General features: G+C 64.2%; 14 protein-coding genes. 11 read left to right on the top strand and 3 right to left on the bottom strand.

The features are described 5' to 3' along the window. Window positions 1–235: 235 nt before the first annotated feature. From cpaB to ACP156_RS00665, 11 genes are all read left to right on the top strand, one after another. The gene (cpaB, locus tag ACP156_RS00715; protein WP_425049365.1) at window positions 236–1,093 is read left to right on the top strand and encodes a Flp pilus assembly protein CpaB; all 858 of its coding nucleotides are present in this window, start codon (window positions 236–238) and stop codon (window positions 1,091–1,093) included. Window positions 1,094–1,324: 231 nt separating this feature from the next. Continuing rightward, complete coding sequence (locus ACP156_RS00710; RefSeq protein ID WP_425050798.1) at window positions 1,325–2,707, top strand: type II and III secretion system protein family protein; 1,383 nt, start codon at window positions 1,325–1,327, stop codon at window positions 2,705–2,707. Between the two features lie 5 nt (window positions 2,708–2,712). Continuing rightward, window positions 2,713–3,366 (top strand): OmpA family protein, encoded by a 654-nt coding sequence (locus ACP156_RS00705; protein WP_425049364.1) that lies wholly within the window; start codon window positions 2,713–2,715, stop codon window positions 3,364–3,366. A gap of 384 nt (window positions 3,367–3,750) precedes the next feature. Then, entirely contained in the window at window positions 3,751–4,998 is a 1,248-nt protein-coding gene (locus tag ACP156_RS00700) for an AAA family ATPase (protein ID WP_425049363.1), read from the top strand. Between the two features lie 28 nt (window positions 4,999–5,026). Further along, window positions 5,027–6,490 (top strand): CpaF family protein, encoded by a 1,464-nt coding sequence (locus ACP156_RS00695; protein ID WP_425049362.1) that lies wholly within the window; start codon window positions 5,027–5,029, stop codon window positions 6,488–6,490. 3 nt (window positions 6,491–6,493) lie between these two features. Continuing rightward, complete coding sequence (locus tag ACP156_RS00690) at window positions 6,494–7,462, top strand: type II secretion system F family protein (protein ID WP_425049361.1); 969 nt, start codon at window positions 6,494–6,496, stop codon at window positions 7,460–7,462. A gap of 12 nt (window positions 7,463–7,474) precedes the next feature. Further along, window positions 7,475–8,437: a type II secretion system F family protein gene (locus ACP156_RS00685; protein ID WP_425049360.1), complete on the top strand. Its 963-nt coding sequence runs from the start codon at window positions 7,475–7,477 to the stop codon at window positions 8,435–8,437. A gap of 13 nt (window positions 8,438–8,450) precedes the next feature. Continuing rightward, window positions 8,451–9,029 (top strand): tetratricopeptide repeat protein, encoded by a 579-nt coding sequence (locus ACP156_RS00680; protein ID WP_425049359.1) that lies wholly within the window; start codon window positions 8,451–8,453, stop codon window positions 9,027–9,029. 13 nt (window positions 9,030–9,042) lie between these two features. Beyond that, complete coding sequence (locus ACP156_RS00675; protein ID WP_425049358.1) at window positions 9,043–9,900, top strand: tetratricopeptide repeat protein; 858 nt, start codon at window positions 9,043–9,045, stop codon at window positions 9,898–9,900. A gap of 44 nt (window positions 9,901–9,944) precedes the next feature. Beyond that, the gene (locus tag ACP156_RS00670; RefSeq protein WP_425049357.1) at window positions 9,945–10,436 is read left to right on the top strand and encodes a prepilin peptidase; all 492 of its coding nucleotides are present in this window, start codon (window positions 9,945–9,947) and stop codon (window positions 10,434–10,436) included. A gap of 3 nt (window positions 10,437–10,439) precedes the next feature. Further along, the gene (locus tag ACP156_RS00665; protein WP_425049356.1) at window positions 10,440–10,976 is read left to right on the top strand and encodes a GNAT family N-acetyltransferase; all 537 of its coding nucleotides are present in this window, start codon (window positions 10,440–10,442) and stop codon (window positions 10,974–10,976) included. 74 nt (window positions 10,977–11,050) lie between these two features. Here ACP156_RS00665 and acs read toward each other — a convergent pair whose 3' ends face one another. From acs to ACP156_RS00650, 3 genes are all read right to left on the bottom strand, one after another. Next, the gene (acs, locus tag ACP156_RS00660; protein ID WP_425049355.1) at window positions 11,051–13,006 is read right to left on the bottom strand and encodes an acetate--CoA ligase; all 1,956 of its coding nucleotides are present in this window, start codon (window positions 13,004–13,006) and stop codon (window positions 11,051–11,053) included. 95 nt (window positions 13,007–13,101) lie between these two features. Beyond that, complete coding sequence (locus ACP156_RS00655) at window positions 13,102–13,884, bottom strand: ABC transporter ATP-binding protein (protein WP_425049354.1); 783 nt, start codon at window positions 13,882–13,884, stop codon at window positions 13,102–13,104. Continuing rightward, window positions 13,884–14,639, bottom strand: coding sequence for an ABC transporter ATP-binding protein (locus tag ACP156_RS00650; protein ID WP_425049353.1), 756 nt, complete (start codon window positions 14,637–14,639; stop codon window positions 13,884–13,886). The genes ACP156_RS00655 and ACP156_RS00650 overlap by 1 nt, the downstream gene beginning before the upstream one ends. Window positions 14,640–14,641: the final 2 nt, after the last annotated feature.

The following is a 14,641-nucleotide window of genomic DNA, read 5'->3' as shown; positions in this document are numbered from 1 at the left end:
ATCGACCGGGCCGGCGTCCGCACCGCGCCGGCCCGCACTTTATGCCCCCCGAAGCGGCCCGGACCAGTGCGGGGGAACTCGCGCGACTGTTACCGGAGCGTGGAGAAATCACAGCTTCGCCGTCGCCCCTGCATGCTTTCGCCGCAATCCGATAGCAAGCTTTGCCGGATAGGGGAGAGATACGCCCGCCGCGCCGAGGCGCGGTGCGCAAGTGCCTTTTGGGAAAGGGACCGGAATGAGAGCGATTTTCGGACTGGTACTGATCGCGGGTCTCGGACTTGCGAGCTTTGCCGTATACATGGCCAAGGATTACCTGGAGAGCGAGCGTGTCGCCCGCGACCAGATCGTGCCGACGGTCGATGTGGTCGTCGCGAACAAGCAACTGAAGTACGGCGAACCGATCAAGGCGGAAGACATCCGCGTGATCCGATGGCCGGCCTCTTCGATCCCCGAGGGTGCGTTCCCCTCGGTCGACGCCGTGTTCAGCAAGGGCCCCGAGATCGTGCGCACCGCGCTGCGCACCATCGAAAAGGACGAGCCGCTGATGGTGGTCAAGATCACCGAGCCCGGACAGGATGCCGGCGTAAGCACCCGCCTGACCAAGGGCATGCGCGCCTTCGCCATCAAGGTCGACGTCGCCTCGGGGGTGTCGGGCTTCCTGCGTCCGGGTGACCGGGTCGACGTGTACTGGACCGGCCAGCTTCCGGGCCGCGCCAGCAGCGGCGACCGCGACGTGACCAAACTGATCCTGTCGGGCATCACGCTTGTCGCGGTCGACCAGACCGCGGACGGCGACCGCGCCGCCCCCACCATCGCCCGCACCGTCACGGTCGAGGCCTCGCCGATCGAGGTCGCCGCGCTGGCGCAGGCCCAAAGCACCGGCCGCCTGTCGCTGTCGCTGCTGGGTGCCACCGACACCTCGGTGGTCGAGAACGAGGTGGAGATCGACCAGAACCGCCTGCTGGGCATCGAAGAGATCATCGAGGTCGAGGAAGCACCCGAGGTCGCCGAGGTCGAAGCGCCCGAAGTCTGCACCATCCGCGTCAGCCGCGGCGGTCAGTACATCGAGACGCCGATCCCCTGCACCAACTGATCATAGTACGATTCGAACATTCATGGGCCTCGCAACATGCGGGGCCCATTCTGTTGAATATGTACAAATTAAGCGATTCTGTTGCGGGATACCCACATAAGAAGTCCTCTCCAAATACTTGATTCTTGATTAAATTCTAAAACTCCTGCACTTTTCACGTAATCCGGCGAAACGACCGGGACTCGAGTGATCATAGAGGCAGGTCACATGCACATTGCGAAATACCTTGGGATGGCCCTGCTGGGGCTGTCCGTCCTGAGCACATCCGTCCCGGAAGCATCGGCACAGAATCTTCGTGTCCTTCGAGGGGCTGCCTCTGGCAGTCTCAACGTTCCGATGAACAGGGCCGTGGTGGTTGAAAGCGACGTTCCCTTCGCGGAACTCTCGATCGCCAACCCTTCCATCGCGGACATCTCCACCCTCTCCGACCGCACGATCTACGTGCTCGGCAAGGCACCGGGGCGCACCACGCTGACCCTTCTTGGTGTCGAAGGCGACCTGATCGCCAACGTCGAGGTGCAGGTCGCGCCCGACGTCGCCGAGTTCAAGGAACGCCTGCAGCAGATCCTGCCCGGCGAACAGATCGAGGTGCGGACCGCGAACGACGGCATCGTCCTGTCGGGCGTGGTGTCGAGCATCGAGAAGCTCGACCGCGCGCTGGACCTCGCCAACCGCTACGCCCCCGACCGGGTATCGAACCTGATGGTCGTCGGCGGCACCCACCAGGTGATGCTGAAGGTCCGCTTCGCCGAGATGGAGCGTTCGGTTTCGAAAAGCCTTTCGTCCTCGCTGGCGATCAACGGCGGCACCGACTTCGGCATCGCGGGTGAAAGCGGCACGTGGCTGGACGGCGACAACGGCCTTGGCAACCCGATCGAAGTCACCGCCGGCACCAACGGCGCGCTGGCGCTTGGTTTCTCGGCCGGGTCGTTCGAATTCGGGATCCTGCTGGAAGCGCTGGAAAGCAAGGGCGTCGTGCGCACGCTCGCAGAACCGAACCTCACCGCCCTTTCGGGGCAGGAAGCCAGCTTCCTCGCCGGTGGCGAATACCCGATCCCGGTCGTCGACAACGACGGCTCGGTCACGATCGAGTACAAGCCCTTCGGTATCGAGCTGAAGTTCACCCCGCGCGTGGTCGACAAGGACCGCATCAACCTGCAGCTCAACGCCGCCGTGTCGGGCATCGACCCGTCGATCACGGTGGAACAGTCGGGCATCTCGGTGAACGCCTTCCGCCGCCGCGAGACGTCGACCGTGGTCGAGATGCGTGACGGGGAAAGCTTTGCCATCGCGGGCCTGCTGCAAGACGATTTCGAGGACCTGAACAGCCAGGTGCCTTGGCTGGGCGACGTGCCCGTGCTGGGCTCGCTGTTCCGCTCGGCCAGCTATCAGCGCTCGCAAAGCGAACTGGTGATCATCATCACCCCGCACCTCGTGACGCCCACACGCGGAGACGCCCTGGCGCTTCCGACCGACCGCATCCGCCCGCCGACCGAATCCGAACTGTTCCTGTTCGGCAAGACCGTTGGCGACCCCAACAGGCCCGCGCCCGGACCGGCCGGAGAAGTCTCGCAACAGGACTTCGACGGGTCCTATGGCTATGTGATGGAGTAGGACCAATGGCCAGCCAACGCACCAAGATCCTTCTCGCCGCGACCAGCCTGCTGGCGCTCGGCGCCTGCGGCGACCGCAAGGTCTTTTCCAGCTGGCACGAGGAAGCCGGGGCCTTCATCGACGAGGGCGGCTTCGGCAACGCCACGATGAACAACACGGGCATCCAGAACGGCGATCTGTCGTACGTGCTGAACCTGAACGCCAGGTTCAACCGCGAGGTCCCGACGGTGGTCGAGTTCGAATTCAACTCGGCGCAGATCACCAACGCCGCGCGGCTGGCGCTTGATGCGCAGGCGCGCTGGATCGCCCAGTTCCCCGAGGTCCGCTTCCGCGTCTACGGCCACACCGACCTTGTCGGCTCGACCGCCTATAACAAGGCGCTTGGTCTGCGCCGGGCGAACGCGGTGGTGAACTTCCTTGTCAGCCGCGGAATCAGCCGCTCGCGGCTTGAGGCCGTCGTGTCCTTCGGCGAGACGCAGCCGATCATCTACACCGACCAGCCCGAGATGCGGAACCGTCGCGCGGTGACCGAAGTCACCGGCTTCGTCAAGAACCATCCGCTGATCCTGAACGGCAAGTATGCCGAGGTGATCTTCCGCGAATACGTCGCCAGCGCCACCGAGCTTCCGCCGGGCGGCTCTGCCGAGTCGAACTTCTAACACCGGAAACGGTCAGGAATTTCCCCACCCTTTTCCACGGGTTGCGCCGCCAGGATGGCGCGGGGACCATCGCCGGGGACGGCGCAAGAAGGGCCGAAAACGGCCGCAAGGGACAGCGAACTCGGGCCGCCTTTCACCAAGGGCGGCCCGCATTCCTTGTACGACCGCCTGTTTCATCAGGTCAGGAACAATCCGCCAGTCTGGCGGGCTCCGTTCCAAAAGACCGAATAATGATGATTTTTTGGCCGCAATCTCGCCCACATTTCTCAGCAGATTAACAGCATCGGAGCAGTGTTTTCGGCCCGAGGGGGGCCGATTACCGGTGCAGCCGGGGTGCAAGAACCTGCGCCTTTTCGGCCGTTTCGGGCAGAAGGGATTTAGACGATGAGTTCAAACGCGGCCTTGCAGAGCGATCCGGAACCGATCCTCGCGTGCACCGTCGCGCGTGACGTGCAGAAGTTCGATCTTCTCATCGAGGATATGGAAACCGAGCTGGGCGAAGCCTGGGGTGACCTGTCATTCGACGACGCGCGGGTGTTTTTTACCCAGCCAGATGCAAAATTCATGGAATTCGTCGCGATCGCGATCGACGAGCAGGACGAGACCAACCTCGCCGGCATCGCCGACCTGATCGAGACCGCGAACGCCAACGGGCTGAAGGTGATCCTGATCGCCGAGAACGTCAGCCCCATCGCATTGCACCAGCTGTTGCGGCTGGGCGCCCGCGAGTTCTGCCCCTACCCGCTTCCCGAAGGCACGCTGCACGACGCCATCGAGCGCCTGCGCAAGCCCGAACCGACCGGCGGCGAGATCGCGAACATCAACACCGCCCACCCCAGCAAGCATGACCGCAACGGCGTGATCGTGACGGTGCATGGGCTGGCCGGCGGCGTCGGCGCCACGACCATCGCGACCAACCTGGCGTGGGAACTGGCGACCATCGACGACAAAAAGCCGCCCCGCGTGGCGATGCTGGACCTCGACCTGCAGTTCGGTTCGGTCTCGACCTACCTGGACCTGCCCCGCCGCGAAGCGGTGTACGAGCTGCTGTCGGACACCGCCTCGATGGACGCCGAAGCCTTCGTCCATGCGCTCGCCTCATATCAGGACAAGATGCACGTGCTGACCGCGCCCGCAGACATCCTGCCGCTGGACTTCATCACGCCCGAAGACATCGAGCGCCTGCTTGAAGTGGCGACGTCCAACTTCGACTACGTGGTGATCGACATGCCGACCACCATCGTCAACTGGACCGAGACGGTGCTGAACGAAAGCCACGTCTACCTTGCTGGGCTGGAGCTGGACATGCGGTCGGCGCAGAACGCGTTGCGGATGCTGCGCGCGCTGAAGTCCGAGGACCTGCCGCACCAAAAGCTGCGCTACATCCTGAACCGGTCGCCGAAGTTCACCGACCTGACCGGCAAGAGCCGGGTCAAGCGGATGGCGGAAAGCCTGGATATCGACATCGAGATCCTGATGCCGGACGGCGGCAAGCAGGTGATGCAGGCCTGTGACCATGGCACGCCGCTGGCTTCGGCCGCCGGGAAGAACCCACTGCGGAAGGAACTCGCGAAGCTCGCCGGGTCGATCCACCAGCACAACGTCGAACAGGCCGCGCTAGAGGCCGAGTAACAAGAACCCCTTTCGGGAGAGCTGCCAAGTGTTTGCCCGGTACAGCAAGAAGACGACCGAAACCGCCAAGCCCGTGAAGGCCGACGCCAGCGCCGAGTCGGCCTCCGCGCCGGCAAAGGCACCGCCGAAAGCCGCCCCGAAAGCGGCCGCGCCAAGCCCCAAGCAGGCGTCGCGCACGGCCCCCGCCGCGCCGACCCCGGCCGACAAGGAACGCAAGCGCAAAGAGCGCATCGCCGAGATCAAGGTGGAGCTGCACAAGCGACTGCTCGACAACCTGAACCTTGCCGCGCTGGAACACGCGACCGAAGCCGACCTTCGTCAGGAGATCGGCGCGATCTCGTCCGAGGCGCTGGAAGAACTGTCCATCGTCCTGAACAAGGACGAGCGCACGACGCTGAACAAGGACCTCTACAACGAGGTCACGGGCCTTGGCCCGCTCGAGGCGCTGCTGCAGGACGACAGCGTGAACGATATTCTCGTAAACGGGCCGCAGCAGATCTTCGTGGAACGCGCGGGCAAGCTGCAGCTGACCGACATCACCTTCAAGGACGAACGCCACCTGCTGCGGATCATCGACAAGATCGTGTCCGCCGTGGGTCGTCGCGTCGATGAATCGAACCCCTATGTCGACGCCCGTCTTGCGGATGGCTCGCGTTTCAACGCCATGGTCCCGCCGATCGCGGTGGACGGCTCTCTGGTCTCGATTCGTAAGTTCAAGAAGGACAAGCTGGGCATCCGCGACCTTGTCGGCTTCGGCGCCTTCTCGGAAGACATGGCGATGTATCTGGAAGCCGCGGTCGCCTGCCGGCTGAACGTCATCGTCTCGGGCGGTACCGGTTCCGGTAAAACGACCACGCTGAACGCCCTGTCGTCCTTCATCGACGACAGCGAGCGCATCCTGACCATCGAGGACACTGCGGAACTTCAGCTTCAGCAGACCCACGTGGGCCGGATGGAAAGCCGCCCGGCGAACGTCGAGGGCAAGGGCGCCGTCACCCAGCGCGACTGTCTGCGAAACGCCCTGCGGATGCGTCCCGACCGCATCATCGTCGGCGAAACGCGCGGCGAGGAAGTCATCGACATGCTGCAGGCCATGAACACCGGCCACGACGGCTCGATGACCACGATTCACGCGAACAGCGCCCGCGACGGTGTCTCGCGCCTTGAGAACATGATCGCCATGGCCGGGATCGAGATGCCGCTGAAGGCGGTCCGCTCTCAGATCGCCTCGGCTGTGAACCTGATCGTGCAGGCAAGCCGTCTTCAGGACGGCTCGCGCCGGATGGTCTCGATTACAGAGATCACCGGGATGGAAGGGGAAGTCATCTCGATGCAGGAGATCTTCCGGTACCAGCGCCTTGGGCTGGAGCCGAACGGGAAGATCATCGGCCAGTTCACTGCGACCGGTGTGCGGTCGCACTACTCGGAGCGTTTCCGGCAGTGGGGCTACGACCTGCCGCCGCAGATCTTCGAACCTTCTGTAGGACTGTAATTCATGGGCGTCCCCATAGAACTGATCATCTACGGCCTGATCTTCGTGGCCGTGCTGGTTCTTGTCGAAGGCATCTACCTGACCGTCTTCGGCAAATCCATCAGCCTGAACAGCCGGCTGAACCGCCGGATGGAAATGCTGGAAAAGGGCGTCGGCCGCGAGCAGGTGCTGGAGCAGCTTCGCAAGGAGATGTCGCAGCACCTCAAGTCGCGCTCGATCCCGCTGTACGCAATCCTTGCCGAGAAGGCGCAGAAGGCGAACATCGCCTTCACCCCGGTGCAATTGATCATGGTTATGGGCCTGCTTTCGATGGTGGCCTTCGTCGGCCTGACCATCGGCACCGGCGCCTCGATCCAGATCCGCATCGGCGTCTCGGTGCTGATGGGCATCGGCGCGGTCTACGTCTGGATCAATAACAAGGCCACCAAGCGGATGAAGCTGCTGGAAGAACAGCTTCCCGACGCGGTTGAACTGATGGTCCGCAGCCTGCGCGTCGGCCACCCCTTCAGCTCGGCCCTGAACATCGTCGCCAAAGAAGTCCCCGACCCGCTTGGCACCGAGATGGGCATGATCGCCGACGAGGCCGCCTATGGCCGGGACGTGGGCGAGGCGCTGAAGGCCATGGCCGAACGTCTGGACATGCAGGACCTTCGCTTCCTCGCGGTCGCGGTGACGATCCAGCAGACCTCGGGTGGTAACCTTGCCGAAATCCTCGAGGGTCTCGCCAAGGTGATCCGTTCGCGGTTCAAGCTGTTCCGCCGGGTGACCGCGATCACCGCCGAAGCGAAATGGTCCGGCAAATTCCTGTCGGGCTTCCCACTGCTGGCGCTGGTCGGCATCAACGTCGCACAGCCGAACTACTACGATCAGGTGATGGGCACCCCGGTGTTCATTCCCGCCTGTCTCGTCGTCGCGGGCTTCCTGATCGCCAACGTCTTCGTCATGAAGATGCTGGTCAACATCAAGGTCTGAGGAGCAGCCGCCATGAGCTTTCTGACCGACACTTTCGGCCCGCTGGGCCCGCTGCTGGCCGCCGGGTTCCTCGGCATCTTGCTGATCCTCATCGCCCTGCCCGTCTTCCTGAAAAAGCAGAAAGACCCGCTGGACCGCCTGAAGGAACAGGCAAAGGCCCCAAGCTCGCGCCCCGAGGCGCAGCTGCGCGCGCAGACGAAGAAGGACAAGCTCGAGAAGTACTCGGACTTCCTCGAACCCAAGGACGCCGAGGAATATTCGGCGATCCAGCTGAAGCTGCTGCGCGCCGGCTATCGCCAGAAGAACGCGGTGCGGATGTACCACTTTGCCCAGTTCGCGCTGGGTGCGGGCGGTCTGGTGCTGGGCACGGCCTATGCGCTGCTTTTGCAGATGACGCAGGACCCGACCACGCAGCAGATCATCCTGTCGATCCTGATCCCCGGCGCCGCCGGCTACATGGCACCGAAGTACTGGGTCAACCGCCGCGTCCAGAGCCGCGAGGAAGAGATCATCAACGGCTTCCCTGACTCGCTGGACATGATGCTGGTCTGCGTCGAGGCCGGTCAGTCGCTCGATCAGGCGATCCTGCGCGTGGCCCGCGAAATCCGCGCGGGCTATCCGGCGCTGGCCGACGAGTTCGACACCGTCAGCCAAGAGATGAAGGCCGGCAAGGACCGTATCTCGGTTCTGCGCGATATGTCCGAGCGCTGCGGCGTGCCGGATGTGGCCAGCTTCGTGACGGTGCTGATCCAGTCCGCAAGCTTTGGTACCTCGATCGCCGAAGCGCTGCGGGTCTTCTCGGCCGAGATGCGTGACAAGCGCGTGATGCGGGCCGAAGAGAAGGCGAACACCTTGCCCACCAAGATGACCCTTGCCACAATGATGCTTACGGTTCCGCCGCTTCTGGTGATCCTCGTGGGCCCCTCGGTCTACGGCATCTACCTGACGCTGACGGCGACGCAGACGGGTTACTAGGCAGGGCTCTGCAATGTCACATAGCTGGCCGGGATTGCTCCTGGTCGTCCTCGCGCTGACCGCCTGCACACCGGGCGGTCTTCGCACGCCCGGAGACGGGCTTTACGCGCCTTCCGTGGATCGCAGCGGCGAGGATGTCGACGGTCTGCTTGTGGGCCATCGGCTGATGGCGTCGGGCGAATACGAACTGGCGCTGCGCGCCTATTACCGCGCCGCCGCCGATCAGGGGCTTAACGTCGACGTTTTGTCCGCCATCGGCTCTGCCAACCTACGGCTTGGGCGGCTCAATCAGGCTGAAAAGATCTTGCGCCGCGCCGTCGAAGAGGATCAGACTTTCGTTCCCGCGTGGAACAACCTTGGCGTCGTCCTGATGGAACTGGGTCAAATTCCCGAGGCCGAGCGTGTCTTTCATACCGCATTCGCGCTGGATAACGGGGAAAGCAGCGCAATTCGGGACAATTTGCGCTTAGCGCTCGCAAAAATGAAAAATCCGGACTACGATGCGGAAAACAATACCCAATTCGCCCTGGTCCGGCGGGGAGGCGGGGAATACCTGCTTCTCTCCACTCCGGAGGCGGAGAGCGAGCAGTAAAAGGACGCCAAAGATGCGCAAGTTGGTTGGGGTGGTCTGCCTCGGCAGCGCCGTGCTGTTGTCGGCCTGTGGCGACAAGGCGGGCGACGCGGATGTTGAACGTGCGTTCGACACCGTGAATGTGATCGACGAGAGCAATCTCAACGACATCATGCTGACGGTCGCGGACCCGAACGAGGCGGTGAATTATTTCAGGCGCTCGCTGGCCGAGCATCCGGACCGGATCGACCTGTTGCGGGGCCACGCGCTGTCGCTGGTCCGCGCCAAGCGGAACACCGAAGGTGCGGTGGCGTGGAAAGCGGTCGTCGACCACGCGGAAGTCACCAATTCCGACCGGGTCGAATACGCCGACGCGCTGATCCGCACCGGCGACTGGGACACCGCAGAGGCGGCGCTGGACAAGATCCCGCCGACCTACGAGACCTTCAAGCGCTACAAGCTGGAAGCGATGATCGCCGACTCCAATCAGGAGTGGAAGGACGCCGACGCGTTCTACGAGATCGCGGTCGGTCTGACCACGAAACCCGGCAGCGTGCTGAACAACTGGGGCTACTCGAAGCTGTCGCGCGGCGAATACGCCGAGGCGGAACGCCTGTTCGGCGAAGCCATCACCTATGACGACAGCCTGTTCACCGCGAAGAACAACCTGGCCCTCGCCCGTGGCGCGCAGCGCGACTACGAGCTGCCGGTGGTTCCGATGTCGCAGATCGAGCGGGCGCAGCTTCTGCACACGCTTGGCCTGTCCGCCGTCAAGCAAGGTGACATCGAAATCGGCAAGGGCCTGCTGCGCGAGGCAATCGACACGCATCCGCAGCACTTCGAGGCCGCCGTGCGCTCGCTGCGCGCGCTGGAAGCGAACGTCACCAACTGATCCGGCGGGGCCTGCGGGCCCCGTCAGCCGCACGGACCCCCGCGATGCTGACCCTGCCCGCAAGCCAAGCGCTCTGGTTCCTGCCCTTCGCGGTGCCCATCGGCATCTGGGTGGCGTGGAACGACGTCAAGTTCATGAAAATCCCGAACAAGGCGGTCTACGCCCTGACGCTGGTGTTCCTTGTGGTCGGGCTGATCGCGGTGCCGCTGCCGGAATACCCCTGGCGGCTTCTGCAGCTGGTTGTGGTGCTGGTGGTCGGGTTCTTGATGAACATGGTCGGCATGATCGGCGCCGGTGACGCCAAATTCGCCGCCGCCATGGCCCCCTTCATCCCGCTGGCCGATGCGCGCCCCTTCGCCTTCCTGTTCGGCGCGGTCCTGCTGGCCGCCTACGTCACCCACCGCGCCTTCCGGGCCATCCCGGCGATGCAGCGTGCAACCGACTGGAAATCCTTCGCAATCCAGGATTTCCCGATGGGTCTCGCGCTGGGTCCGGCGCTGATCTTCTATCTTATCCTCGGCCTGCTGAACGGCTGAGCGGTGGCGACGGCATTGCACGTCACCGCGTTTTCCACCGACAGGTTCCGGGTCCTGGATTGGCGCCCGCTGACGGACCGCCCCACGGATCGCGAAGTTCTGGAAAAGGAGCTGGCCGCGATCCTGACCCCGAAGGTACTGGCGCACCTTCCACCCTCCATGCAACTGGCCCCGTCACCCGACGCGGCGTCGGCCTGGATCGACGCGCGAAAGACCGAAAGCGAAGTCATGGTCGTCACCTCGCGGACTGCCCCGGGCCTTGTCGGGCTGATCATCCTGGCCGCCGGGGACGACGCCGAAGGCCGGCGCGATGTTCACGTCGGCTATCTGCTTGCCGAACACGTCTGGGGCAACGGGGCGGCAACCGAGCTTCTGAGGGGTCTTGTGTCCATGTTGCGGACGGGACCGCCCGCAAGGCTTCTTGGCGGGGTGGGCCGCGACAACCCGGCCTCGGCGCGGGTGCTGCAAAAGGCGGGCTTCGCCGCGGACCCCCGACTTTCGACGCCGGACAGCGACGTCTACACGTTGCAAATCGGCTGACGCGCCGCCGCCCTTCCCACACGAAAAAGCGCGCCGGGAGGGGCGCGCTTTTCCGTTCATGACTTTGAACGCGGTTACTTGTTCATGCGGTTCGCGATCAGGTCGTCGACCACGGTGGGATCCGCGAGCGTGGAGGTATCGCCCAGCGCGCCATAGTCGTTCTCGGCGATCTTGCGCAGGATGCGGCGCATGATCTTGCCCGAGCGGGTCTTCGGCAGCCCCGGCGCCCACTGGATGTGGTCCGGCTTGGCAATCGGGCCGATCTCGGTCCGGACCCACTTTTCAAGGTCCTTCTTCAACTGGTCCGTCGCCTCGACGCCATTCATCAAGGTCACGTAGCAGTAAATGCCTTGCCCCTTGATGTCGTGCGGGAAGCCCACCACCGCGGCCTCGGCCACGTCGGCATGCGCCACCAGCGCGCTTTCGACCTCGGCGGTGCCCATCCGGTGACCCGAGACGTTGATGACGTCATCGACCCGGCCGGTGATCCAGAAGTAGCCGTCCTCGTCGCGGCGGCAGCCGTCACCCGAGAAGTAATAGCCCTTGTACTGCTGGAAGTAGGTCGCCTCGAACCGGTCGTGATCGCCCCAGACGGTGCGCATCTGGCCGGGCCAGCTATCGGCGATGGCCAGCACGCCCTCGGCCGGGTTGCCCTCGATCTCGGTGCCCTTCTCGGCCTCAAGAACCACCGGCTTCACGCCGAAGAACGGCAGCGTCGCCGAGCCGGGCTTGGCCGGGACCGCGCCGGGGATCGGCGTGATCATGTGGCCGCCGGTTTCGGTCTGCCACCAGGTGTCGACGATGGGGAGTTTCCCCTTGCCCACCAGTTCGTTGTACCAGTTCCAGGCTTCCGGGTTGATCGGCTCGCCCACGGTGCCCAGCAGCTTCAGCGACGACAGGTCGTACTTCTCGACCCATTCCGGCCCCTGCCCCATCAGCGCGCGGATTGCGGTCGGCGCGGTGTAGAACTGGTTGACCTTGTGCTTCTCGCACACGGCCCAGAAGCGGCCGGCGTCCGGGTAGGTCGGCACGCCCTCGAACATCAGCGTGGTCGCGCCGTTGGCGAGCGGGCCATAGACGATATAGCTGTGGCCGGTGACCCAGCCCACGTCCGCCGAACACCAGAACACGTCGCCCTCATGGTAGTCGAACGTGTATTCCTGCGTCATCGCCGCGTAGACGAGGTAGCCGCCCGAGGTGTGAACGACGCCCTTCGGCTTGCCGGTCGACCCCGAGGTGTAGAGGATGAACAGCGGGTCTTCCGCGTTCATCGGGCGCGGCGGGCAGTCGGGCGCGGCGGTTTCCATCAGCGCCTTCACGTCCACGTCGCGGCCGTCGATCCAGGTGGTCTGGTCGCCGGTGTGCTTCACCACAAGGCAGCGCACCTTGTCCGAGCAGTGCAGCAGCGCGGCGTCGGTGTTCGACTTCAGCGCGGTGACGCGACCGCCACGGGGCGCGGTGTCGGCGGTGATCACCAGCTTGGCGCCGCAGTCGTTGATCCGGTTCGCCAGCGCGTCGGGCGAGAAGCCCGCGAAGACGATGGAATGGATCGCGCCGATCCGGGCGCAGGCCAGCATCGCATAGGCGGCTTCCGGGATCATCGGCAGGTAGATCACCACGCGGTCGCCCCGCATCACGCCCTGCGACAGAAGGACGTTCGCCATGCGGCAGACCTTCTCGTGCAGTTCCTTGTAGGTGATGTGCTGCGCTTCGGCGTTCGGATCGTCGGGCTCGAAGATGATCGCGGTCTGGTTGGCGCGCGTCGCAAGATGGCGGTCGATGCAGTTGGCGGCGACGTTAAGGACGCCGTCCTCGAACCACTTGATCGAGACCTTGCCATAATCGAAGCAGGTGTTTTTGACCTTGGTGTAGGGCTCGATCCAGTCAAGCCGCTTGCCGTGCTCGCCCCAGAAGGTTTCGGGGTCCTCGACCGAAACCGTGTACATTTCCTTGTACTTGTCGGGGCCGATGTGGGCGTTCTGAATGAATTCCGCGCTCGGCTTGTAGATGTTGTCGGGGTTGTCCAGCATCGCTTTTCCTCCATCCCGTGATGCACCGCCCGCGGCGGCGGGCTGGTGCAGTGCTGTGCAGGGCGGCCCCTTGGGTCCGCGTCGGGCCACTGGCCTCAGATGGCCAGATACTCTGCCCGCAATTGCTCGTTGTCGAGCACCTCCTTCGCGGTGCCGTCGAACACCACCGTTCCGGTATCGAGGATAACCGCACGGTCGGCAAGCATCAGGGCGCGCACGGCGTTCTGTTCCACGATCACCGTCGTGATGCCCTGCTGCTTGATGATGTTCAGCGTCTTCTCGATCTCGTCCACGATGACGGGCGCAAGGCCCTCGTAGGGTTCGTCGAGAAGCAGCACCTTGATGTCCCGGGCCAGCGCGCGGGCGATGGCCAGCATCTGCTGCTCGCCACCCGACAGCGTCACGCCCTCCTGCTTGCGGCGTTCGCCCAGACGCGGGAACAGGTCGTAAAGACGGTCCAGCGACCAGCCCACCGGCGGCGCGATCTGCGCCAATTGCAGGTTCTCCTCGACCGTCAGGCCGGGGATGATGCGCCGGTCCTCGGGCACAAGCTGCAGACCGGCCGAGGCCGCCTGATAGCTCGACATCTTGTGCAGCGGCTGGTGATCCAGCCAGACCTCGCCATGGGTCAGCTGCGGGTCATCGAGCCGCGCAAGCGCCCGCAGCGTCGAGGTCTTGCCCGCGCCGTTGCGCCCCAGCAGGGCAAGGATCTCGCCCTCGTGGATGTTGAACGACACGCCCTGCACGATGTAGCTCTCGCCATAGTAGGCGTGCAGATCATAGGCCGAGAAGAACGCCGGAGCGGTCGCGGCCTTGTTCGAGTGGGACGAGAAGTCCTTCGGCGTCCGGTTCGTCAGCTGGTCTTCGGTCAGGGTCATCAGTGGCTCTCCCCGAGATAGGCTTCGCGGACCTTCGGATGGCCCTTGATGTTTTCCGGCGTGTCCTCGACCAGCGGCGTGCCCTGAGCGAGAACGGTGATCCGGTCGGCAAGCGAGAACACCACGTGCATGTCATGCTCGATGATCGCCATGGTGATGTCGCGCTTCTCGTGGATCTCTTTCAGCAGGTCGATCGTGTTGTTGGTGTCGGCCCGCGCCATGCCGGCGGTGGGCTCGTCCAGCAGCAGAAGACGCGGCTGCTGCACAAGGCACATCGCCATCTCCAGCCGCCGCTTGTCGCCGCGAGACAGGGACGAGGCCAGCATGTTCCGCTTTTCCAGCATGTTGACGTCGGCGAGGATCGCCTCGGCCTTGTCGTTCAGCTCGCCCTCGTTCGCCACGGTCTCGAAGGCGTGCATCCGGAACGCCCCGTCGCGCTTGGCGAAGCAGGGGATCAGCACGTTCTCCATCACCGTGAGATCGGCGAAGATCTCTGGGGTCTGGAACACCCGGCTGATGCCCATCTGGTTGATCTCGTGCGGCTTGCGGCCCAGCACCGACTGGCCGTCGAACATGACGGACCCGGTGTCGGGGATCAGGCGGCCGACGAGACAGTTCAGCAGGGTCGACTTGCCGGCGCCGTTCGGACCGATGATCGCGTGGACGGTGCGGTCCTTGACCGAGAGGTTCACGTCACCCAGCGCCTGCAGACCGCCGAAGCGTTTGCCGACACCTTTGACTTCGAGGATACCCATAG

The sequence above is a fragment of the Psychromarinibacter sp. S121 genome (genome assembly GCF_049801035.1).
In the GTDB taxonomy this organism is placed as follows: domain Bacteria; phylum Pseudomonadota; class Alphaproteobacteria; order Rhodobacterales; family Rhodobacteraceae; genus Psychromarinibacter.
The sequence above is the reverse complement of the archived record's forward strand: the minus strand, read 5'-3'. Positions and strand labels throughout refer to the sequence as shown.

Excerpts from the sequence above, each read along its gene's own strand:
- cpaB (WP_425049365.1), top strand. The coding sequence starts at position 236 with ATGAGAGCGATTTTCGGACTGGTACTGATCGCGGGTCTCGGACTTGCG.
- ACP156_RS00710 (WP_425050798.1), top strand. The coding sequence starts at position 1,325 with ATGGCCCTGCTGGGGCTGTCCGTCCTGAGCACATCCGTCCCGGAAGCA.
- ACP156_RS00705 (WP_425049364.1), top strand. The coding sequence starts at position 2,713 with ATGGCCAGCCAACGCACCAAGATCCTTCTCGCCGCGACCAGCCTGCTG.
- ACP156_RS00700 (WP_425049363.1), top strand. The coding sequence starts at position 3,751 with ATGAGTTCAAACGCGGCCTTGCAGAGCGATCCGGAACCGATCCTCGCG.
- ACP156_RS00690 (WP_425049361.1), top strand. The coding sequence starts at position 6,494 with ATGGGCGTCCCCATAGAACTGATCATCTACGGCCTGATCTTCGTGGCC.
- ACP156_RS00685 (WP_425049360.1), top strand. The coding sequence starts at position 7,475 with ATGAGCTTTCTGACCGACACTTTCGGCCCGCTGGGCCCGCTGCTGGCC.
- ACP156_RS00680 (WP_425049359.1), top strand. The coding sequence starts at position 8,451 with ATGTCACATAGCTGGCCGGGATTGCTCCTGGTCGTCCTCGCGCTGACC.
- ACP156_RS00675 (WP_425049358.1), top strand. The coding sequence starts at position 9,043 with ATGCGCAAGTTGGTTGGGGTGGTCTGCCTCGGCAGCGCCGTGCTGTTG.
- ACP156_RS00670 (WP_425049357.1), top strand. The coding sequence starts at position 9,945 with ATGCTGACCCTGCCCGCAAGCCAAGCGCTCTGGTTCCTGCCCTTCGCG.
- acs (WP_425049355.1), bottom strand. The coding sequence starts at position 13,006 with ATGCTGGACAACCCCGACAACATCTACAAGCCGAGCGCGGAATTCATT.
- ACP156_RS00655 (WP_425049354.1), bottom strand. The coding sequence starts at position 13,884 with ATGACCCTGACCGAAGACCAGCTGACGAACCGGACGCCGAAGGACTTC.
- ACP156_RS00650 (WP_425049353.1), bottom strand. The coding sequence starts at position 14,639 with ATGGGTATCCTCGAAGTCAAAGGTGTCGGCAAACGCTTCGGCGGTCTG.